The sequence below is a fragment of the Pseudomonas sp. CCI4.2 genome, from assembly GCF_034350045.1.
Lineage (GTDB): Bacteria > Pseudomonadota > Gammaproteobacteria > Pseudomonadales > Pseudomonadaceae > Aquipseudomonas.
In genome coordinates this window covers 426,715-447,659 of the sequence record NZ_CP133781.1, presented here as the reverse complement: position 1 = coordinate 447,659, position 20,945 = coordinate 426,715, and the positions used below count along the sequence as shown (strand labels likewise).

General features: G+C 55.9%; 18 protein-coding genes and 2 tRNA genes. 19 read left to right on the top strand and 1 reads right to left on the bottom strand.

Annotated elements, in window-relative coordinates; genetic code table 11:
* Positions 1-90: 90 nt before the first annotated feature.
* From dnaJ to RHM65_RS02035, 6 genes are all read left to right on the top strand, one after another.
* Positions 91-1,212 (top strand): molecular chaperone DnaJ, encoded by a 1,122-nt coding sequence (gene dnaJ, locus RHM65_RS02060; RefSeq protein WP_322167616.1) that lies wholly within the window; start codon positions 91-93, stop codon positions 1,210-1,212.
* 21 nt (positions 1,213-1,233) lie between these two features.
* Positions 1,234-2,037: a 4-hydroxy-tetrahydrodipicolinate reductase gene (dapB, locus tag RHM65_RS02055; RefSeq protein WP_322167617.1), complete on the top strand. Its 804-nt coding sequence runs from the start codon at positions 1,234-1,236 to the stop codon at positions 2,035-2,037.
* A gap of 383 nt (positions 2,038-2,420) precedes the next feature.
* A complete protein-coding gene (carA, locus tag RHM65_RS02050; protein ID WP_322167618.1) occupies positions 2,421-3,557 on the top strand; it encodes a glutamine-hydrolyzing carbamoyl-phosphate synthase small subunit in 1,137 nt (378 codons plus the stop codon).
* Between the two features lie 135 nt (positions 3,558-3,692).
* The gene (gene carB / locus RHM65_RS02045) at positions 3,693-6,914 is read left to right on the top strand and encodes a carbamoyl-phosphate synthase large subunit (protein ID WP_322167619.1); all 3,222 of its coding nucleotides are present in this window, start codon (positions 3,693-3,695) and stop codon (positions 6,912-6,914) included.
* Positions 6,911-7,387 (top strand): transcription elongation factor GreA, encoded by a 477-nt coding sequence (greA, locus tag RHM65_RS02040; RefSeq protein ID WP_299833840.1) that lies wholly within the window; start codon positions 6,911-6,913, stop codon positions 7,385-7,387. The genes carB and greA overlap by 4 nt, the downstream gene beginning before the upstream one ends.
* 28 nt (positions 7,388-7,415) lie before the next feature.
* A complete protein-coding gene (locus tag RHM65_RS02035; protein ID WP_416194782.1) occupies positions 7,416-7,820 on the top strand; it encodes an MFS transporter in 405 nt (134 codons plus the stop codon).
* A 12-nt stretch (positions 7,821-7,832) separates the two neighbouring features.
* Here the strand turns inward: RHM65_RS02035 and RHM65_RS02030 are convergent, their stop codons facing one another.
* Positions 7,833-8,141 carry a YhbY family RNA-binding protein gene (locus tag RHM65_RS02030; protein ID WP_322167621.1) on the bottom strand — a complete coding sequence of 103 codons (309 nt, stop codon included), beginning with the start codon at positions 8,139-8,141 and terminating at the stop codon, positions 7,833-7,835.
* A gap of 105 nt (positions 8,142-8,246) precedes the next feature.
* Between RHM65_RS02030 and rlmE the strand changes: the two genes are divergently transcribed.
* The 13 genes from rlmE (at position 8,247) to truB (ending at position 20,897) form a co-directional block, all read left to right on the top strand.
* On the top strand, positions 8,247-8,897 hold the full coding sequence (gene rlmE, locus RHM65_RS02025; RefSeq protein ID WP_322167622.1) for a 23S rRNA (uridine(2552)-2'-O)-methyltransferase RlmE: 651 nt from the start codon (positions 8,247-8,249) through the stop codon (positions 8,895-8,897).
* A gap of 191 nt (positions 8,898-9,088) precedes the next feature.
* On the top strand, positions 9,089-10,999 hold the full coding sequence (ftsH, locus tag RHM65_RS02020) for an ATP-dependent zinc metalloprotease FtsH (protein WP_322167623.1): 1,911 nt from the start codon (positions 9,089-9,091) through the stop codon (positions 10,997-10,999).
* 8 nt (positions 11,000-11,007) lie between these two features.
* On the top strand, positions 11,008-11,859 hold the full coding sequence (gene folP, locus RHM65_RS02015; protein ID WP_322167624.1) for a dihydropteroate synthase: 852 nt from the start codon (positions 11,008-11,010) through the stop codon (positions 11,857-11,859).
* 16 nt (positions 11,860-11,875) lie between these two features.
* Complete coding sequence (gene glmM, locus RHM65_RS02010) at positions 11,876-13,213, top strand: phosphoglucosamine mutase (RefSeq protein ID WP_322167625.1); 1,338 nt, start codon at positions 11,876-11,878, stop codon at positions 13,211-13,213.
* A 66-nt stretch (positions 13,214-13,279) separates the two neighbouring features.
* Positions 13,280-14,035 carry a triose-phosphate isomerase gene (tpiA, locus tag RHM65_RS02005; protein WP_322167626.1) on the top strand — a complete coding sequence of 252 codons (756 nt, stop codon included), beginning with the start codon at positions 13,280-13,282 and terminating at the stop codon, positions 14,033-14,035.
* Positions 14,036-14,039: 4 nt separating this feature from the next.
* Positions 14,040-14,423, top strand: coding sequence for a preprotein translocase subunit SecG (gene secG, locus RHM65_RS02000; protein ID WP_322167627.1), 384 nt, complete (start codon positions 14,040-14,042; stop codon positions 14,421-14,423).
* A gap of 42 nt (positions 14,424-14,465) precedes the next feature.
* Positions 14,466-14,551 (top strand) — tRNA-Leu (locus tag RHM65_RS01995).
* Positions 14,552-14,646: 95 nt separating this feature from the next.
* A tRNA-Met gene (locus tag RHM65_RS01990) sits at positions 14,647-14,723 on the top strand.
* 129 nt (positions 14,724-14,852) lie between these two features.
* Entirely contained in the window at positions 14,853-15,311 is a 459-nt protein-coding gene (rimP, locus tag RHM65_RS01985; protein ID WP_322170719.1) for a ribosome maturation factor RimP, read from the top strand.
* 48 nt (positions 15,312-15,359) lie between these two features.
* A complete protein-coding gene (nusA, locus tag RHM65_RS01980; protein ID WP_322167628.1) occupies positions 15,360-16,841 on the top strand; it encodes a transcription termination factor NusA in 1,482 nt (493 codons plus the stop codon).
* Positions 16,842-16,868: 27 nt separating this feature from the next.
* Entirely contained in the window at positions 16,869-19,385 is a 2,517-nt protein-coding gene (gene infB, locus RHM65_RS01975; protein WP_322167629.1) for a translation initiation factor IF-2, read from the top strand.
* 160 nt (positions 19,386-19,545) lie between these two features.
* Positions 19,546-19,974 (top strand): 30S ribosome-binding factor RbfA, encoded by a 429-nt coding sequence (gene rbfA / locus RHM65_RS01970; protein WP_297843241.1) that lies wholly within the window; start codon positions 19,546-19,548, stop codon positions 19,972-19,974.
* A 5-nt stretch (positions 19,975-19,979) separates the two neighbouring features.
* Positions 19,980-20,897 (top strand): tRNA pseudouridine(55) synthase TruB, encoded by a 918-nt coding sequence (gene truB / locus RHM65_RS01965; protein ID WP_322167630.1) that lies wholly within the window; start codon positions 19,980-19,982, stop codon positions 20,895-20,897.
* Positions 20,898-20,945 lie beyond the last annotated feature (48 nt).

The following is a 20,945-nucleotide window of genomic DNA, read 5'->3' as shown; positions in this document are numbered from 1 at the left end:
GTGAGTTGGGTCCGGGTCAGTATCGGGCTCAACGAGTTTGGCAAAACTCAGGAGGGTTTTGCCGGACGTCCTCTAGAGTGCGGAAGACTTATGGCAAAGCGTGACTATTACGAGATATTGGGTGTGGAGCGCGGCTCCAGTGAAGCGGACCTGAAAAAGGCTTATCGCCGTCTCGCGATGAAACACCACCCAGACCGCAACCCCGACGACAAAGCGTCCGAAGACATGTTCAAAGAGGCCAATGAGGCCTACGAAGTGCTTTCCGATACCAGCAAGCGCGCGGCTTACGATCAGTATGGTCATGCGGGTGTTGAGTCGGGCGGCGGTGCCGGTTTCGGTGCTGGCGGTGCAAACTTCTCCGATATCTTCGGCGACGTATTCAGTGACTTCTTCGGCGGTGGCCGTGGCGGCGCGCGTGGTGGCGCTCAGCGTGGCAGCGACTTGCGCTACACCCTCGAGCTGAACCTCGAAGAGGCAGTGCGCGGTACTACCGTCAGCATTCGCGTACCTACCTTGGTCAACTGCAAGCCGTGCGACGGTTCGGGAGCCAAAAAAGGTTCCGCGCCGATTACGTGCCCGACGTGCGGTGGTATTGGCCAGGTGCGCATGCAGCAGGGTTTCTTCTCTGTGCAGCAAACCTGCCCGCGTTGCCACGGGCACGGCAAGATCATTTCCGACCCGTGCGAGTCGTGCAAAGGCGAAGGCCGAGTTGAAGAATACAAAACACTGTCGGTGAAAGTGCCGCCTGGCGTGGATACCGGCGATCGCATTCGTCTGTCGGGTGAAGGTGAGGCCGGCACCCAAGGCGGGCCAACCGGTGATCTGTACGTTGTAATCAATGTGCGCGAACACGCGATCTTCCAGCGTGACGGCAAGCATCTGTTCTGTGAAGTGCCTATCAGCTTCGCCGATGCCGCATTGGGCGGTGAGTTGGAAGTGCCGACGCTGGACGGTCGGGTCAAACTGAAAATCCCGGAAGGTACGCAGACCGGTAAACAGTTCCGCTTGAAAGGCAAAGGTGTAGCCCCGGTACGTGGCGGCGGCGCAGGCGACTTGATGTGCCGTGTTGCAGTCGAAACCCCGGTCAACCTGGGCCGACGTCAGCGTGAGTTGCTCGAAGAGTTCCGTGCAACCCTTGAGGGCGATAGTTCGCATTCACCTAAAGCCAGTGGCTGGTTTGAAGGTGTTAAGCGTTTCTTCGGCGATTTGTAAGGGCTACCAAGAGGGTTGGGCATGCGACGTATTGCAGTTATGGGCGCCGCTGGGCGCATGGGTAAAACCCTGATTGAAGCCGTTCAGCAAGCGCCTGGCGCAGGTTTGACGGCGGCGGTCGACCGTCCAGACAGCTCGTTGGTGGGCGCGGACGCAGGTGAACTGGCCGCGTTGGGTCGGATCGGTGTTCAGTTATCGGGTGATTTAACCAAAGTGGCTGACGAGTTCGATGTGCTGATCGACTTTACCCACCCGTCGGTGACCCTGAAAAACCTGGCGTTTTGCCGCAAGGCAGGCAAAGCCATGGTCATCGGCACCACCGGATTCACGCTGGAAGAGAAGCAGCGTCTGGCTGAGGCGGGGAAGGATATCCCCATCGTATTTGCCGCCAACTTCAGCGTCGGCGTCAATTTGTGCCTGAAACTCCTGGATACGGCTGCTCGAGTGCTGGGTGATGATGTTGATATCGAAATCATCGAGGCGCATCACCGGCACAAGGTCGATGCCCCTTCAGGTACCGCGCTGCGCATGGGTGAAGTCATCGCCAGTGCGTTGGGTCGAGACTTAGAGAAGGTTGCGGTTTATGGTCGTGAAGGCCAGACCGGTGCGCGTGATCGCCAAAGCATTGGCTTTGCGACCATTCGCGCCGGCGACATCGTAGGTGATCACACGGTGTTGTTCGCGGCAGACGGAGAGCGCGTGGAAATCACGCACAAGGCGTCGAGTCGCATGACCTTTGCCAAGGGCGCCGTCCGGGCCGCCCTGTGGCTCAACGATCAACCGCCTGGTCTGTATGACATGCAAGACGTACTGGATCTGCGTTAATTATTCTTGAAGCAGCGAAAATCTGGTGGGAGCGAACTTGTTCGCGAAAGCAGCGGCGCGGTGTTGCAGTTGAACCGACTCGTTAGATTTGCGAACAAGTTCGCCCCCACATAAAGATTTCTGCCGGCTCACAGAAAGTTTGGCCGGTGTTTTTCATGGGTTTTGGCCCCGTTTTTACCCGCCTAGCGCTGTTCCGTCGTATTCCCCTGTCTTTCAGACTCATTGGCGGTAGACCAAAACACCTCTTTTCTGTAACCTACAGCTTTAGTGTGTCCACTAAAAGCGCAGATAATTCGAGAAGAAGCGGGGTGACGTGTCTACGTCATTCCGCTTTTTTACAACCTGCGAACGCCCTTTCAGGCTTTATTTACCGGGAGGTCTTCTTGACTAAGCCAGCCATACTCGCCCTTGCTGATGGCAGCATTTTTCGCGGCGAAGCCATTGGAGCCGACGGTCAAACCGTTGGTGAGGTGGTGTTTAACACCGCAATGACCGGTTATCAGGAAATTCTTACCGATCCTTCCTATGCCCAACAGATTGTTACCCTGACTTACCCGCACATCGGCAACACCGGTACGACGCCGGAAGATGCCGAGTCTGACCGCGTTTGGTCGGCCGGGTTGGTTATCCGCGATTTGCCGCTGGTAGCGAGCAACTGGCGCAACACGATGTCCCTGGATGACTACCTGAAATCCAATAACGTGGTGGCGATTGCCGGTATCGACACCCGTCGCCTGACCCGCATCCTGCGTGAGAAAGGCGCACAAAACGGCTGCATCATGGCTGGCGACAACATTTCCGAAGAGGCTGCGATCGAAGCCGCACGCGGCTTCCCAGGCCTGAAAGGCATGGATCTGGCGAAAGTGGTCAGCGTTAAAGAAAGCTACGAGTGGCGTTCGGGGGTCTGGAATCTGGCGACTGACAGCCACCCAGAGATCGCTGCCGCTGATCTGCCTTACCACGTAGTGGCGTTTGACTACGGCATCAAGCTGAACATTCTACGTATGTTGGTTGATCGTGGTTGCCGCGTCACGGTGGTCCCGGCGCAAACCCCGGCCAGCGACGTGTTGGCGCTCAGTCCCGACGGGATCTTCCTGTCCAACGGACCTGGCGATCCTGAGCCGTGCGATTACGCGATCAAGGCTATCCAGGAGCTGCTGGAAACCGAGACGCCGATCTTCGGTATCTGCCTGGGTCACCAGTTGCTGGCACTCGCTTCCGGCGCCAAGACCCTGAAAATGGATCACGGCCACCACGGCGCGAACCACCCGGTCCAGGATTTGGACACCGGTGTCGTCATGATCACCAGCCAGAACCACGGTTTTACCGTCGACGAAAGCACCTTGCCGAGCAACGTCCGCGTTACTCACAAGTCGCTGTTCGATGGCACCTTGCAAGGCATCGAGCGTACCGACAAGTCCGCGTTCAGCTTCCAGGGTCACCCTGAAGCGAGCCCGGGACCTACCGACGTTGCACCCCTGTTTGATCGCTTTATCGACGCTATGGCCAAGCGGCGCTAACCGGCTGACTTGAGATTTAGCACGCAGAGGGTTGGGCTGAGCCCAGACGAAAGTGTCTGGCTGATCCGCCCAACGCCCTGAGACAAATGTTCAAGACGGCTTGCCGACTGACCCAAGGATTTGAGTGACAACCCCATGCCAAAACGTACAGATATAAAAACCATCCTGATTCTCGGCGCCGGTCCCATCGTGATCGGCCAGGCCTGTGAATTCGACTACTCCGGCGCCCAGGCCTGCAAAGCCCTGCGCGAAGAGGGTTATCGCGTGGTTCTGGTGAACTCCAACCCAGCCACCATCATGACCGACCCGTCGATGGCCGACGCGACCTACATCGAGCCGATCAAGTGGCAGACGGTTGCCAAGATCATCGAGAAAGAGCGTCCAGACGCTCTGCTGCCAACCATGGGCGGCCAGACGGCATTGAACTGCGCACTGGACCTGGAGCGCGAAGGCGTTCTGGAGAAGTTCGGTGTTGAGATGATCGGCGCCAACGCCGACACCATCGACAAAGCTGAAGACCGTTCGCGCTTCGACAAGGCGATGAAGTCCATCGGCCTCGACTGCCCGCGTTCCGGCATCGCCCATACCCTTGAAGAAGCGTACGTTGTGCTGGAGAAGCTGGGCTTCCCCTGCATCATCCGCCCATCGTTCACCATGGGCGGCACCGGTGGCGGTATCGCGTACAACCGCGAAGAGTTCGAAGAAATCTGTACACGCGGTCTCGACCTGTCACCGACCAAAGAGCTGCTGATCGATGAGTCGCTGATTGGCTGGAAAGAGTACGAGATGGAAGTGGTCCGCGACAAAAAGGACAACTGCATCATCGTCTGCTCCATCGAAAACTTTGACCCGATGGGCGTCCACACCGGCGACTCCATCACTGTTGCGCCAGCTCAAACGCTGACCGACAAGGAATACCAGATCATGCGTAACGCCTCGTTGGCGGTACTGCGTGAAATCGGCGTTGAAACCGGCGGCTCCAACGTCCAGTTCGGCATCTGCCCTGACACTGGTCGTATGGTTGTGATCGAGATGAACCCGCGGGTTTCTCGCTCCTCGGCCCTGGCCTCCAAAGCCACCGGCTTCCCGATTGCTCGGGTCGCAGCCAAGCTAGCCATCGGTTACACCCTCGACGAATTGCAGAACGAAATCACCGGTGGCAAGACCCCGGCATCGTTCGAGCCATCGATTGATTACGTCGTCACCAAGTTGCCACGCTTTGCCTTCGAGAAGTTTCCGAAGGCTGACGCTCGTCTGACCACGCAAATGAAGTCGGTCGGCGAAGTCATGGCCATCGGCCGGACCTTCCAGGAGTCCCTGCAGAAAGCCTTGCGCGGTCTGGAAGTGGGCGTCAACGGTCTGGACCCTAAGCTGGACCTGACCAACCCGGAAAGCATGACCGTGCTCAAGCGCGAACTCACCGTGCCGGGCGCCGAGCGCATCTGGTATGTGGCAGACGCCTTCCGTGCCGGTATGACGGTTGACCAGATCTACAGCATGAACATGATCGATCGCTGGTTCCTGGTGCAGATCGAAGACTTGATCAAAGAAGAAGCCAAAATCAAAACCTTGGGTCTGGCGACGATTGATCGTGACCTGATGTTCCGCCTCAAGCGCAAAGGTTTCTCTGACGGTCGTCTGGCCACGCTGCTGGGTGTTACTGAGAAAAACCTGCGGCGTCATCGTCACAAGCTCGAGATCTTCCCGGTCTACAAGCGCGTTGACACCTGCGCGGCCGAGTTCGCGACAGACACTGCTTACCTGTACTCGACCTACGAGGAAGAGTGCGAAGCCAATCCTTCGACCCGCGACAAGATCATGATTTTGGGCGGCGGTCCTAACCGTATCGGTCAAGGCATCGAATTCGATTATTGCTGTGTCCACGCGGCACTGGCACTGCGCGAAGACGGGTACGAGACCATCATGGTCAACTGCAACCCGGAAACTGTGTCCACTGACTTCGACACCTCGGACCGTCTGTACTTCGAGCCTGTCACCCTGGAAGACGTGCTGGAAATCGTCCGCGTCGAGAAGCCTAAAGGCGTTATCGTCCAGTACGGTGGTCAGACCCCATTGAAGCTGGCCCGTGCGTTGGAAGAAGCGGGCGTGCCGATCATCGGCACCAGCCCTGACGCCATCGACCGTGCGGAAGATCGTGAACGCTTCCAACAAATGGTCGAGCGCCTGAACCTTCGTCAGCCGCCAAACGCGACTGTGCGCAGCGAAGAAGAAGCGATTCGTGCCGCCGGCAAGATTGGTTACCCGCTCGTCGTGCGTCCGTCCTACGTATTGGGCGGCCGAGCGATGGAAATCGTCTACGAAGAAGACGAATTGAAACGTTACCTTCGCGATGCAGTAAGCGTGTCCAACGACAGCCCTGTGCTGCTGGACCACTTCCTCAACTGCGCCATCGAAATGGATGTCGATGCAGTTTGCGATGGTACCGATGTTGTGATCGGCGCCATCATGCAGCACATCGAACAAGCCGGCGTTCACTCCGGTGACTCCGCCTGCTCACTGCCTCCGTACTCGCTGCCTGCGCATATCCAGGACGAGATGCGTGAGCAGGTCAAGAAAATGGCCCTCGAACTGGGTGTGGTCGGTTTGATGAACGTACAGTTGGCGCTGCAAGGCGAAGACATCTACGTCATCGAAGTCAACCCGCGCGCGTCGCGTACCGTGCCGTTCGTATCGAAGTGCATCGGCGTTTCGCTGGCAATGATCGCTGCACGGGTCATGGCTGGTAAGACGTTGAAGGAAATTGGTTTCACCAAAGAAATCATTCCGAACTTCTATAGCGTGAAAGAAGCCGTTTTCCCTTTCGCCAAGTTCCCCGGCGTTGACCCTATCCTTGGCCCAGAGATGAAGTCTACCGGCGAAGTGATGGGCGTGGGCGACACCTTTGGCGAAGCATTTGCCAAGGCCCAAATGGGCGCCAGTGAAGTATTGCCGGTCGGCGGTACTGCGTTTATCAGCGTCCGTGACGACGACAAGCCTTTGGTGGCCGGCGTCGCACGCGACCTGATCAAGCTCGGCTTCAAAATCGTTGCAACCGCGGGCACGGCTAAAGTCATCGAGGCGGCAGGTTTGGAAGTGCGCCGTGTGAACAAGGTGACCGAAGGTCGTCCGCACATTGTCGACATGATCAAAAATGACGAAGTCACGCTGATCATCAACACCACTGAAGGCCGTCAATCGATCGCTGATTCTTACTCCATTCGTCGAAACGCCTTGCAGCACAAGATTTACTGCACGACGACCATCGCTGCGGGCGAGGCTATCTGTGAAGCGCTCAAGTTCGGTCCAGAGAAGACCGTGCGTCGCTTGCAGGATCTACATGCAGGATTGAACGTATGACTAAATACCCAATGACCGTCGAGGGCGCGCGCGCTCTCGAAGAGGAATTACATCACCTGACCAAGGTGATTCGTCCCAAGCTTAGCCAGGACATCGGCACTGCTCGAGAGCTGGGCGACCTCAAGGAAAACGCTGAGTACCATGCCGCTCGTGAGCAGCAGGGCATGGTTGAAGCACGTGTTCGTGATATCGAAGGTCGTCTGCAGAACGCAGTCGTCATCGATGTGAAAACCATTGCCCACACCGGCAAGGTGATCTTCGGCACGACCGTAGAAATTGCAAACGTAGAAACTGACGAGCGTGTGCGCTATCAGATCGTCGGCGAAGACGAAGCTGATATCAAACAGGGCAAGCTCTCGGTGGGCTCGCCTATTGCTCGCGCCTTGATTGCCAAGGAGGAGGGTGATGTGGTCATCGTCAAGACGCCGGGTGGCGTGATTGAGTACGAGATTGTCGAAGTCAGTCACCTTTAACCGCGGTCGCCCGCTACGTGCGGGCGCAATCATCTGGCAAGTCGCTCAAACGCTCTGGGTGGGCGGTCTTGTACTGCTGCATCTAGCGATGTTGACGGTGCTTGATCAGGCAGGGCTGGCGCCGTTACTGATTGATGAGGTTGCAAATCTGTCGGGAGCGTTGCTGGTGGGTTTCGCGGCTTTTTGCGCGGCGTTGCAGATGATTGTGCTGGTACAGGTCGAGCGCCTGTCAAGTCTTTGGCTTGATGTGCGCGGGCAATTGTTGGTGATTGCGACCTTGGCTTCAGCCAGCCATTACGTGCTGTATCGATGGTTGCCGGACGCTGTGCGTTGGCAATTGTTGAGTTACCTGGTGTTAGCGTTGTCCGGTCTACTGCTGGTTATTCAGCCGATACCGGGTGAAAGTGGCAGGGCGCACAATGCACGCCCTTGACCTCTTATACAGTTATACGGCGCGGTGTACGTTGGACAGTAGCTTGTTTACCTTGGCGTTCTTGCGATAAATCAACGCCATTTTACCGATGATTTGTACTAGGTCTGCCTTGCCGACTTTGCATAACTCTGCAATGAGCGCCAGGCGGCTTTCGCGGTCGAGGATGTTGAGCTTGATTTTAATCAGCTCGTGATCGCTCAATGCGCGTTCTAGTTCGGCTACAACACCTTCAGTCAAACCATTGTCAGCCACAGTCAATACCGGTTTCAGATGGTGACCAATAGATTTGTACTGTTTCTTCTGCTCTTGAGTGAGCGGCATAATCTGACCCCTGCGTCTGATCTTGTAAAAAGCGGCGGCCAGTTTACCCGAGCGAGTCCGGGACCGCCCAGTTAATCACGACTCGTTTATTTTTTGAGGTGGCCCGTGGCCCGTTCCAAAACAAGCCATAACTGGTTGAGAGAACACTTCGATGACCATTACGTCAAAATGGCGCAAAAAGATGGCTACCGTTCGCGCGCCAGTTACAAGCTGCTAGAGATCCAGGAGAAGGACCGACTGATCCGTCCGGGAATGACCGTAATCGACCTCGGTGCTGCGCCTGGTGGTTGGTCGCAAGTCACCAGTCGTCTGATCGGTGGTCAGGGGCGTTTGATCGCTTCGGACATTCTAGAGATGGACAGCATCCCGGATGTGACCTTTATTCAAGGTGACTTCACCGAGGATGTTGTGCTGGCACAAATCCTCGAAGCGGTCGGTAATACACAAGTAGACCTTGTGATTTCCGATATGGCCCCCAATATGAGTGGACTGGCTGCTGTTGACATGCCGCGCGCGATGTTTTTATGCGAGTTGGCGCTTGATTTAGCTGGTCGGGTCTTGCGCCCAGGTGGCGATTTCCTGGTCAAGGTTTTCCAGGGCGATGGTTTCGACGTGTTCCACAAGTCGGTTCGCCAAGTGTTTGACAAGGTCCAGATGCGCAAGCCGGCGGCTTCCCGTGATCGGTCCCGTGAGCAGTACTTGTTGGGTCGTGGATTCCGCGGCATTAAAGGGGCTGAAAGCGATGAGCGGCTTTGATGTAGAGGCGATAGCTTTTATTTAATAGCCTGTCAGCGAAGCATAAACGAACATCGTGTAGTCAAAGTTTCACAAAGGGTTACAGACGGCGCCTGCAACACCCGCAGGTAATGTAGTAAGTTAGGCCGGTGAAATCATGCGAGGCACGCTCCTGCGTGGAGCTTGCTTCAGAGGGTAGCTAATTGAACGATATGGCAAAGAATCTGATCCTGTGGTTGATCATCGCCGCTGTCCTCGTGACAGTGATGAACAACTTCTCCAGTCCAAACGAGCCGCAAACCCTCAATTATTCCGAGTTCATCCAGCAGGTTAAGGATGGCAAGGTCGAGAAGGTTGCCGTAGACGGCTACGTCATCACCGGTAAACGCGCTGATGGCGACACCTTCAAGACCATTCGTCCTGCAATTCAGGACAACGGCCTGATTGGTGACTTGGTTGATAACAACGTGGTTATCGAAGGTAAGCAGCCAGAGCAGCAGAGCATTTGGACTCAGCTATTGGTAGCAAGCTTCCCGATCCTGGTGATCATCGCCGTCTTCATGTTCTTCATGCGGCAGATGCAGGGTGGTGCTGGCGGTAAAGGCGGGCCGATGAGCTTCGGTAAGAGTAAGGCACGACTGCTCTCCGAAGATCAGGTCAAGACCACGCTGGGCGATGTTGCCGGTTGCGATGAAGCCAAAGAAGAAGTTGGCGAGCTGGTTGAATTCCTTCGCGATCCGGGCAAGTTCCAACGTCTGGGCGGACGAATTCCTCGTGGCGTATTGATGGTCGGACCTCCGGGTACCGGTAAAACCTTGCTCGCCAAGGCAATCGCCGGCGAAGCCAAGGTGCCGTTCTTCACCATTTCCGGTTCTGATTTCGTTGAAATGTTCGTGGGTGTCGGCGCAAGTCGTGTCCGTGACATGTTTGAACAAGCCAAGAAGCATGCGCCGTGCATCATCTTCATCGATGAAATCGACGCAGTCGGTCGGCATCGTGGTGCAGGCATGGGCGGTGGTCATGACGAGCGCGAACAAACACTTAACCAGTTGCTGGTTGAGATGGACGGCTTTGAAGTGAATGACGGCATCATCGTCATTGCTGCCACAAACCGTCCTGACGTACTTGACCCGGCTTTGCTGCGTCCAGGCCGTTTCGACCGTCAAGTTGTGGTTGGACTACCCGATATTCGCGGTCGCGAACAAATTCTCAAAGTTCACATGCGTAAAGTGCCCATGGGCGAAGACGTCAACCCAGGTGTGATCGCCCGTGGTACGCCAGGCTTCTCCGGTGCTGACTTGGCCAACCTGGTCAACGAAGCGTCGCTGTTCGCTGCTCGCACCGGTAAACGCATCGTTGAGATGAAAGAGTTCGAACTGGCCAAAGACAAGATCATGATGGGCGCCGAGCGCAAGTCCATGGTCATGTCCGAGAAAGAAAAGCGTAATACCGCGTATCACGAAGCGGGTCACGCAATTGTTGGTCGAGTCGTGCCTGAGCATGATCCGGTCTACAAGGTGTCGATTATCCCTCGTGGTCGGGCGCTGGGTGTAACGATGTTCCTGCCTGAGGAAGATCGCTACAGCCTGTCCAAGCGCGCGCTGATCAGCCAGATTTGTTCGCTTTATGGCGGGCGTATCGCTGAAGAGATGACGTTGGGTTTTGACGGTGTTACTACCGGTGCATCTAACGACATCATGCGGGCCAGTCAAATTGCCCGGAACATGGTCACCAAATGGGGCCTGTCCGAGAAGCTAGGCCCGTTGATGTATGCCGAAGATGAAAATGATATGTACTTGGGTCGAGGCGGTGGTGGTCAGAACTCTAGCGTCTCAGCCGAGACTGCGAGACTTATCGATTCGGAAGTTCGTAGCATCATTGATCAGTGCTACGGCTCGGCCAAGCAGATCTTGACCGATCACCGTGACAAGCTGGACGCCATGGCTGATGCGTTGATGAAGTATGAAACCATCGATGCGGAACAGATCGACGACATCATGGCGGGTCGTGCTCCTCGCGAACCTCGTGATTGGGGTCAGGGCGGCTCGGGTACTGGTACTCCGGTAGCTCCGCTGGACCCGCGTCCAGAAGCGCCTATCGGCGGTCCTGCTGCTGAACTCTAAGGTCTGACATGACTTCTGCGCTGTACCCAACCCGGTTGCCTTGCGGCAATCGGGTTCTTGATTTAGCCCATACGCATGTTATGGGCATCCTGAATGTCACTCCTGACTCCTTCTCCGATGGCGGTCGTTTCAGTCATCGCGATGCCGCGTTGCGCCATGCCCAAGCAATGGTCGCGGCGGGTGCGACACTTATTGATGTGGGTGGTGAGTCCACTCGGCCTGGCGCGCGAGTGGTATCCCCGCTTGAAGAGCTTGAGCGAATTGCACCGGTGGTCGAACTTATAAGTCGAGAGCTGGATGTGATTATATCGGTCGATACCTCCACTCCTGCGGTGATTAGGGAAACGGCTCGCTTGGGTGCCGGACTCATCAACGACGTCCGCTCGTTGCGTCGAGACGGCGCCTTGGATGCTGCGGCTGCTACCGGTTTGCCTGTTTGCCTGATGCACATGCGCGGTGAGCCGGGGGATATGCAGGACAATCCTCGGTATCAGGACCTTATGGCTGAAGTGCGGAGCTTTCTGGTCGAGCGGATGGAGCAGTGTGCAGGGGCTGGAATTCCTCATGAGCGAATCATTCTTGACCCGGGTTTTGGCTTCGCAAAAAATCTTCAGCACAACCTGAGCTTGTTTAAGCATATGGAAGATTTGCATGCCCTGGGAAGGCCGTTGTTAGTCGGCGTGTCGCGCAAGAGCATGATCGGGCAGGCCCTTGGGCGCCCTGTCACAGAACGACTTTCTGGTGGCTTGGCCTTGGCGGCGATGGCCATGATCAAGGGTGCGCGCATTTTGCGTGTGCACGATGTTGCCGAAACCATCGACGTGGTGCGGATGATTGCCGCTGTCGAGTCGGCTGAATAAGAATGAGGGAGCATCTATGACTAGAAAATATTTTGGTACCGACGGTATTCGTGGTCGAGTAGGTCAGTTCCCGATCACTCCGGAGTTCATGCTTAAACTCGGTTGGGCTGTCGGGATCGCGTTTCGCCGACTAGGTGCTTGCAGGGTTTTGGTGGGTAAAGACACGCGAATCTCAGGCTATATGTTCGAATCAGCGCTGGAAGCCGGTCTTTCTGCTGCAGGCGCAGACGTCATGCTGCTTGGGCCTATGCCTACGCCGGCGATCGCCTATCTGACCCGAACCTTTCACGCCGAAGCGGGCATCGTGATCAGCGCTTCGCACAACCCGCACCATGATAACGGGATCAAGTTTTTCTCCGGTCTGGGCGCCAAGCTTCCAGACGAAGTAGAAATGATGATCGAGGAACTGCTCGACACGCCGATGACGGTAGTGGAATCGGATAAGCTTGGCAAAGTGTCACGCATCAACGACGCCGCGGGTCGTTATATCGAATTTTGCAAAAGCAGCGTTCCGACCAGTACCGATTTTGCTGGCCTGAAATTGGTGATCGACTGCGCGCACGGTGCTACCTACAAAGTCGCCCCCAACGTATTTCGCGAGTTGGGCGCTCAGGTCACGGTACTGTCTGCGCAACCCAATGGTCTGAACATCAATGACAATTGTGGTTCGACCCATATGGGTAACCTGCAAGCCGCAGTGCTGGCCGAACAGGCTGATCTCGGGATCGGCTTCGACGGTGACGGCGATCGAGTCTTGATGGTTGATCACACGGGTGCGCTTGTTGAAGGTGATGACCTTTTGTTCATCATTGCCCGTGATTTGCAGGAGCGAGGCAAACTGCAAGGTGGTGTGGTTGGCACCTTGATGACCAATCTGGGTGTTGAACTCGCTTTTGCCGAGCTTGATATTCCTTTCGTCCGTGCAAGTGTCGGTGACCGTTACGTGACCGCTGAGCTGCTCGAGCGTAACTGGCAGTTGGGTGGTGAAAATTCGGGGCATATCGTTTGCTTCCAGCACACGACGACGGGCGATGCGATTATTGCAGCACTCCAAGTGCTGCTGGCCTTGCGTCGTCGCGGTGAAAGCCTGGCGCTGGCGCGTCAATCGTTGCGCAAGTGCCCTCAGGTGCTGGTCAACGTGCGCTATGCCGGTGACATCGACCCTGTTGAGCATCCGGCCGTCAAAGAGGCATGTCAGCGCGTTACGGCCGCCATGGGAGGTCGTGGCCGTGTGCTATTGCGTAAGTCTGGCACTGAGCCGTTGGTGCGCGTAATGGTTGAAGGTGACGATGAGGTGATGGTTCATAGATATGCGGATGAGCTGGTAAAACTGGTTACTGAAGTTTGCGCCTGATTTCGGCTTGCCAGTGTTGTTGCGGTTGGGTAACATCTGCGCCCACTTTGACCGACGAGGTATAGCATGCGTCGCATTATGGTAGCCGGTAACTGGAAAATGCACGGTACCCGCGCCAGCGTCGCTGAGCTGACCAAAGGCCTTCGTAATCTGGTCTTGCCGAGCGGTGTTGATGTAGCGGTTTTTCCGCCTTTTTTGTACGTGAATCAAGTGATTGACGGGCTAAGTGGCAAGGCAATCGCTGTGGGTGCGCAAAACTCAGCGGCAGAATCATCGCAAGGTGCTCTGACCGGTGAAATTGCACCGAGTCAGCTGGCTGATGCGGGTTGTACGTTGGTGTTGATCGGACACTCCGAGCGCCGCCAGATAATGGGCGAGCATGACGAGTTGCTTAATCGCAAGTTTGCGGCTGCTCAGGCGTGTGGTTTGACGCCAGTGCTGTGTGTGGGGGAAACCCTTGAACAGCGCGAGGCGGGCAAGACGCTTGAAGTGGTAGGACGTCAGCTCGGTAGCATCATCGAAGAGCTGGGTGTCGGTGCTTTTGTAAATGCAGTCATCGCTTACGAGCCAGTCTGGGCTATAGGCACCGGGTTGACTGCATCGCCCCAACAGGCGCAGGAAGTGCACGCAGCCATTCGTGCGCAGTTGGCGGCAGAGAATGCTGAAGTCGCGCAAGGTGTGCGACTTCTTTATGGCGGCAGCGTGAAGGCGGCCAATGCGGCTGAACTGTTCGGCATGCCGGATATCGATGGGGGGCTCATTGGTGGAGCGTCCCTGAATGCAGATGAGTTCGGTGCGATCTGTCGCGCCGCGGGAAACTGAAAAAATGCTGGAAACAGTCGTAGTCGTTTTTCATCTGTTGGGCGCCCTGGGTGTTATCGCTCTGGTATTGCTACAGCAGGGCAAAGGTGCGGACGCCGGTGCGTCTTTCGGTGCAGGTGCTTCAAATACTGTATTCGGAAGCCAAGGTTCCTCTACCTTTCTCAGTAAATTTACTGCTATACTCGCCGCTGGTTTTTTCATAACCAGCTTGGGGTTAGGTTACTTTGCTAAAGAGAAAGCTCACCAGCTGACTCAGGTAGGTTTGCCAGATCCAGCGGTATTGGAAGTACCACAGAAAAAACCGGTAGTAAGTGATGTGCCGGTGCTCGAAGCGCAAAAGCCAGCAGTTGTTCCTGCTGACGTACCTCAAGCGCCACAGCAGAAATAAGTAGGGCAGGCGACTGATGCAGGGTCGCCAAAAAGTTGTATTGCCGAGGTGGTGGAATTGGTAGACACGCAACCTTGAGGTGGTTGTGCCCAATGGGTGTAGGGGTTCGAGTCCCCTTCTCGGTACCAATTGTCAGGAAAGCCCGCAATAGCGGGCTTTCCTGTAGGTGGAGGTTCGATTGACCCTGTAAGGGATCGGTCGTATACTTCCGCCCCAGCTTTGTCGCGGGGTGGAGCAGTCTGGTAGCTCGTCGGGCTCATAACCCGAAGGTCGTCGGTTCAAATCCGGCCCCCGCAACCAGTTTTAGCGGAGCCCCTTTTTAGGGGCTTTTTGTTAGCTGGACAGTTTATAACGCCGCTATTCGACGGCGTTTCAGGGATGGGCGTTTCGCCCATTTTTTATTTGCATCGCATGCACAAGGGGGTTCAGGTGTCGAGCAAGCTAGAACAGTTGCAGGCCTTGGTGGCCCCGGTGGTCGTGGCCCTGGGCTATGAATGCTGGGGGATTGAGTTTTCAGCTCAAGGTCGCCATTCACTGTTACGTATTTATATTGATAAAGAAGGCGGCGTTTTGGTGGATGACTGCGCCATTGTCAGCCGTCAAATCAGCGGTGTTTTGGACGTAGAAGATCCGATTGCCGTTGAATACACGCTTGAAGTTTCTTCTCCTGGTATGGAACGCCCTCTGTTCACTCTTGAACAGTTTGCCTTGCACGCCGGCGATCAAGTGAAAATAAAGTTGCGTTCACCCTTCGAGGGTCGTCGCAACTTTCAGGGCCTTCTCCGCGGGGTGGAGGAGCAGGACATCGTGGTGCAGGTAGAGGACCACGAATTCTTGTTGCCGATCGACTTGATCGACAAAGCCAACATTATTCCCAGTTTTGACTGAGACGCGGATCCCGCGGATCCAAATGGCTTGCGAAAGGCGAGGCGTACGATGAGCAAAGAAGTACTGCTGGTTGTTGAGTCGGTGTCCAATGAAAAGGGCGTTCCGGCAGGTGTTATTTTTGAAGCGTTGGAGCTGGCTCTTGCCACTGCTACCAAGAAGCGTTTTGAAGATGAAGTTGAACTGCGTGTGGAGATTAATCGCCAGACGGGTAACTACGAGACGTTCCGGCGCTGGACAGTTGTTGAAGATGAAGATCTCGACGACCCGGCACACGAACTGGCTGTAGATCAAGCTCAGGAAAAACAGCCGGGTGCAGTTGCCGGTGATGTAGTCGAAATTAAAATCGACTCCATCGAGTTCGGTCGAATCGCTGCGCAGACTGCTAAACAGGTCATCGTGCAGAAGGTTCGGGAAGCCGAACGTGCTCAAGTGGTAGATGCCTACCGTGAGCGTCTGGGCGAAATCATTTCCGGCACCGTTAAAAAGGTTACGCGTGACAATGTCATCGTCGACCTGGGTAACAATGCCGAAGCATTGCTGGCGCGTGAAGACATTATTTCGCGGGAAACCTTCCGCGTAGGTGTTCGCGTTCGTGCACTGCTTAAAGAAATCCGCACTGAAAACCGTGGGCCACAGTTGATCTTGTCGCGTACTGCGCCAGAGATGCTGATCGAGCTGTTCCGGATTGAAGTGCCGGAAATTTCCGAAGGTCTCATCGAGGTGATGGCTGCCTCTCGTGACCCAGGTTCGCGTGCAAAAATCGCTGTTCGCTCCAAGGACAAACGAATCGATCCGCAAGGTGCTTGTATCGGCATGCGTGGTTCGCGCGTTCAAGCTGTTTCTGGCGAATTGGGCGGCGAACGTGTGGATATCGTGCTGTGGGACGACAACCCGGCGCAGTTCGTAATTAACGCCATGTCGCCTGCTGAAGTAGCGGCGATTATCGTCGACGAAGATGCCCATGCTATGGACATCGCCGTTGGCGCTGACAATCTGGCTCAGGCCATTGGTCGCGGCGGTCAGAACGTTCGTTTGGCTAGCCAGTTGACTGGTTGGACCCTGAACGTCATGACCGAATCGGACATCCAGGCTAAGCAGCAAGCAGAGACCGGCGACATCTTGCGCAACTTCATCGAAGAGCTGGAAGTCGATGAAGACCTTGCCCAGGTGCTGGTTGATGAAGGCTTTACTAGCCTGGAAGAGATTGCCTACGTACCGTTGGAAGAAATGCTCAACATCGACGGCTTTGACGAGGAAACCGTCAACGAGCTTCGCGCTCGGGCCAAGGATCGGTTGTTGACTAAAGCCATCGCTACTGAGGAAAAGCTGGCAGACGCCCATCCGGCCGAAGACCTGCTCTCGCTTGAGGGTATGGACAAGGATTTGGCGATGGAACTGGCGGTGCGCGGCGTAGTTACCCGCGAAGACCTGGCCGAGCAGTCTATTGACGACCTGCTCGACATCGACGGCATTGACGATATTCGTGCCGGCAAGTTGATCATGGCCGCCCGAGCCCATTGGTTCGAGTAAGTAGGCGCGGCCTGAGGAGAGAAGTGCATGACGCAAGTCACGGTGAAAGAACTGGCCACAGTGGTCGACACACCGGTAGAGCGCCTGTTACAGCAGATGCGTGAGGCAGGTCTGCCGCACACCGCCGCCGAGCAAGTTGTGACCGACATAGAGAAACAAGCCCTGTTGACGCATTTGAAAAGCGGTCACAAGGCTAAAGTGGAAGAGCCGCGCAAGATCACTTTGCAGCGCAAAACCACTAGCACCCTGCGCGTTGCTGGCAGCAAAAGCATCAGCGTTGAAGTGCGCAAGAAGAAAGTCTTTGTACAACGCAGCCCGGAAGAAATCGAAGCCGAGCGCAAGCGTGAGCTTGATGAGCGTCGTGCTGTAGAAAACGCTGCGCGTCAGAAAACCGAAGAAGAAGCCAAGCGTCGTACCGAAGAAGATTCGCGTAACCAGCCTGCTGCTGCGCAATCGACTCCAGCCGTAGCCGCCGCTCCTGCTCCTGTTGCTGAGCCTGTGCGTGAAGCGCCGGTTGCAGCTGCACCGGTTGCTGATGCTCGCAAACGCAATGACGAACAGCGTCGTCCAGACAAGCCACGTGCCGACGATAACAATCGTCGTAGCACGGGCGGTGATGGCGACCGTAAAAACGCGCCGCATCGCGCCTCTGTTAAAGAGAAAGCGCCTGCGCCACGTGTTGCGCCTCGTACCACCGACGAAGAAAGCGACAGCTTCCGTCGTGGCGGTCGTGGCAAGGCCAAGCTGAAGAAGCGTAACGCTCACGGTTTCCAGAGCCCAACCGGCCCTGTAGTTCGTGACGTTGCCATCGGCGAGACCATCACTGTCGGCGAATTGTCGGCACAGATGTCGGTCAAGGCTGCTGAAGTCATCAAGTTCATGTTCAAGATGGGCACTCCGGTGACCATCAACCAGGTGCTGGATCAGGAAACTGCCCAGTTGATCGCCGAAGAGTTGGGCCACAAGGTCAAACTGGTCAGCGACAATGCCCTGGAAGATTCGTTGGCCGAATCGCTGAAGTTCGAAGGTGAGACGTTCTCCCGTGCGCCAGTAGTGACCGTAATGGGCCACGTTGACCATGGTAAAACCTCGCTGCTCGACTACATCCGTCGTGCCAAGGTTGCAGCGGGCGAAGCCGGCGGCATCACCCAGCACATCGGTGCATACCACGTCGAAACTGACCGTGGCATGGTGACTTTCCTCGACACCCCTGGTCACGCTGCGTTTACTGCAATGCGTGCCCGTGGTGCCAAGGCCACCGACATTGTGATTCTGGTTGTTGCTGCGGACGACGGCGTTATGCCGCAGACCATCGAAGCTGTTCAACATGCCAAGGCCGCCGGTGTTCCGTTGGTTGTAGCAGTGAACAAAATCGACAAGCCGGGTGCTGATCTCGATCGTATCCGTAGCGAGCTGTCTGTTTACGGCGTTACGTCTGAAGAATGGGGTGGCGACACGCCTTTCGTTTCAGTGTCCGCGAAAGTGGGTACTGGTGTAGACGAACTGCTTGAAGCGGTCTTGTTGCAAGCCGAAGTACTGGAACTGAAAGCAACTCCATCGGCTCCCGGCCGTGGCGTTGTAGTTGAATCGCGTCTCGACAAAGGTCGTGGTCCGGTTGCAACTGTTCTGGTTCAAGACGGTACGTTGCGCCAAGGCGACATGGTGCTGGTCGGTTCGAACTATGGCCGTATCCGCGCCATGCTCGACGAGAACGGCAAGTCGATCAAGGAAGCCGGTCCTTCCATCCCTGTCGAGATTCTCGGCCTGGACGGTACTCCGGAAGCGGGTGATGAACTCAGCGTACTGGCGGACGAGAAGAAAGCCCGTGAAGTGGCTCTGTTCCGTCAAGGCAAGTACCGCGAAGTCAAACTGGCTCGTGCTCACGCTGGCAAGCTGGAAAACATCTTCGAGAACATGGGCCAGGAAGAGAAGAAGACGCTTAATATCGTCCTCAAATCTGATGTCCGTGGTTCGTTGGAAGCGTTGAACGGTGCCTTGAATGGCCTGGGCAACGACGAAGTGCAAGTGCGTGTGGTAGGTGGCGGTGTCGGTGGTATCACCGAGAGCGACGCTAACCTGGCATTGGCTTCCAACGCTGTACTGTTTGGCTTCAACGTGCGTGCCGATGCTGGCGCTCGCAGGATAGTCGAGCAGGAAGGTCTGGATATGCGTTACTACAACGTGATCTACGACATCATCGAAGACGTCAAGAAAGCCCTCACCGGTATGCTTGGCAGCGACGTCCGGGAAAATATCCTGGGTACCGCCGAAGTGCGTGACGTGTTCCGTTCGCCGAAGTTTGGCGCGATCGCCGGTTGTATGGTTATCGAAGGTGTTGTTCACCGTAACCGTCCAATCCGTGTACTGCGTGAAGACATCGTTATCTTCGAAGGCGAGCTGGAATCCCTGCGCCGCTTTAAAGATGACGCTTCCGAAGTACGTGCCGGCATGGAATGCGGTATCGGCGTGAAGAGCTATAACGACGTCAAAGTCGGTGACAAGATCGAAGTCTTCGAGAAGGTCCAAGTGGCTCGCAGCCTTTAAGTCGCGAGCTTCAAGAGCCATGGTCGACCGCAGCATGCAAATGCCAGGCGGTTGTTCATGGGCTCTAAACGCAACGCCCGGTCTGACTTTTGTCAGGCCGGGCGTTTGCCGCTTTCAGACCGTGAGGGTTTTCGCCCCAGGTCGGTGACAGGTAGTAGACATGGCAAAAGAATATAGCCGTACCCAACGTATTGGCGATCAGATGCAGCGCGAGCTGGCTCAGTTGATCCGCCGCGAAATCAAAGACCCGCGCGTCGGCCTGGTGACTATCACCGCCGTCGACGTCAGTCGCGATGTCGGTCATGCGAAAATTTTTATGACCGTGATGGGGCAAGACAGCGCCGAAGAAATAGCGCAGACCATCAAAGTGCTCAACTCGGCAGCAGGGTTCCTGCGCATGCAGTTGGCCCGCGAAATGAAACTGCGCAGCGTTCCGCAGCTGCACTTCCACTACGACGAAAGTGTCGTGCGTGGTGCCCATCTTTCGGCGCTCATCGAGCGTGCTGTTGCCGAAGATGGTCAGCACCCGGAAGGCGCTCCGCAAAGCATTACGCCAGACAGTGACAAGCCAGAAACCAGCAAGGAGTAACGCAAATGGCTCAGGTCAAGCGTATACGCCGCAACGTCAGTGGGATCATTCTGCTCGACAAGCCGCTGGGTTTCACTTCTAACGCCGCCTTGCAAAAGGTCCGTTGGCTGCTTAACGCGGAGAAGGCTGGCCACACTGGCAGCCTCGACCCGCTCGCAACGGGTGTGTTGCCATTGTGCTTTGGTGAAGCCACCAAGTTTTCCCAATACTTGCTCGATTCGGACAAAGCGTACGAAACGAGAATGCAATTGGGTAAAACAACCACCACTGCCGACGCGGAAGGTGACGTGTTACAAATTCGTCCAGTGACCGTTGGTCGTGCCGATATCGAAGCTGTTTTACCGAGTTTCCGCGGTGAAATCAGTCAGATACCGCCCATGTACTCAGCGCTCAAGCGTGACGGGCAGCCGTTATACAAGCTAGCCCGGGCCGGGGAAGTGGTGGAGCGTGAACCGCGTTCTGTTACTATTGCGCGCCTGGAATTGCTTGAGTGCGAAGCCGACACGGCACGCCTCGCAGTTGATTGCACCAAAGGCACCTATATCCGCACATTGGTTGAGGATATTGGTGAAAAACTCGGTTGTGGTGCTTACGTTGCTGAGTTGCGTCGTACCCAGGCCGGACCTTTCAGCTTGGCCCAAACGGTCACGTTGGAAGAGTTGGAGCAAGTACACGCCGATGGCGGCAATGAAGCGGTTGATCGCTTCCTGATGCCATCAGACAGTGGTTTGTTGCATTGGCCGCTGTTGCAGTTTTCGGAACACAGTTCGTTCTACTGGTTGCATGGTCAACCCGTCAGAGCACCGGACGCGCCGCAATTCGGTATGGTCCGTGTACAAGATCATGAAGGTCGCTTCATCGGTATCGGTGAAGTGAGTGAAGACGGGCGCATCGCGCCACGTCGATTGATTCGGTCAGAATGACCGAACGAGGGTGGCTGTCAGTAGGCGCGGTCACAACTCATTTTAAAA

Excerpts from the sequence above, each read along its gene's own strand:
- carB (WP_322167619.1), top strand. The coding sequence starts at position 3,693 with ATGCCAAAACGTACAGATATAAAAACCATCCTGATTCTCGGCGCCGGT.
- tpiA (WP_322167626.1), top strand. The coding sequence starts at position 13,280 with ATGCGTCGCATTATGGTAGCCGGTAACTGGAAAATGCACGGTACCCGC.
- ftsH (WP_322167623.1), top strand. The coding sequence starts at position 9,089 with ATGGCAAAGAATCTGATCCTGTGGTTGATCATCGCCGCTGTCCTCGTG.
- nusA (WP_322167628.1), top strand. The coding sequence starts at position 15,360 with ATGAGCAAAGAAGTACTGCTGGTTGTTGAGTCGGTGTCCAATGAAAAG.
- secG (WP_322167627.1), top strand. The coding sequence starts at position 14,040 with ATGCTGGAAACAGTCGTAGTCGTTTTTCATCTGTTGGGCGCCCTGGGT.
- greA (WP_299833840.1), top strand. The coding sequence starts at position 6,911 with ATGACTAAATACCCAATGACCGTCGAGGGCGCGCGCGCTCTCGAAGAG.
- folP (WP_322167624.1), top strand. The coding sequence starts at position 11,008 with ATGACTTCTGCGCTGTACCCAACCCGGTTGCCTTGCGGCAATCGGGTT.
- dnaJ (WP_322167616.1), top strand. The coding sequence starts at position 91 with ATGGCAAAGCGTGACTATTACGAGATATTGGGTGTGGAGCGCGGCTCC.
- dapB (WP_322167617.1), top strand. The coding sequence starts at position 1,234 with ATGCGACGTATTGCAGTTATGGGCGCCGCTGGGCGCATGGGTAAAACC.
- rbfA (WP_297843241.1), top strand. The coding sequence starts at position 19,546 with ATGGCAAAAGAATATAGCCGTACCCAACGTATTGGCGATCAGATGCAG.
- infB (WP_322167629.1), top strand. The coding sequence starts at position 16,869 with ATGACGCAAGTCACGGTGAAAGAACTGGCCACAGTGGTCGACACACCG.
- RHM65_RS02030 (WP_322167621.1), bottom strand. The coding sequence starts at position 8,141 with ATGCCGCTCACTCAAGAGCAGAAGAAACAGTACAAATCTATTGGTCAC.
- glmM (WP_322167625.1), top strand. The coding sequence starts at position 11,876 with ATGACTAGAAAATATTTTGGTACCGACGGTATTCGTGGTCGAGTAGGT.
- truB (WP_322167630.1), top strand. The coding sequence starts at position 19,980 with ATGGCTCAGGTCAAGCGTATACGCCGCAACGTCAGTGGGATCATTCTG.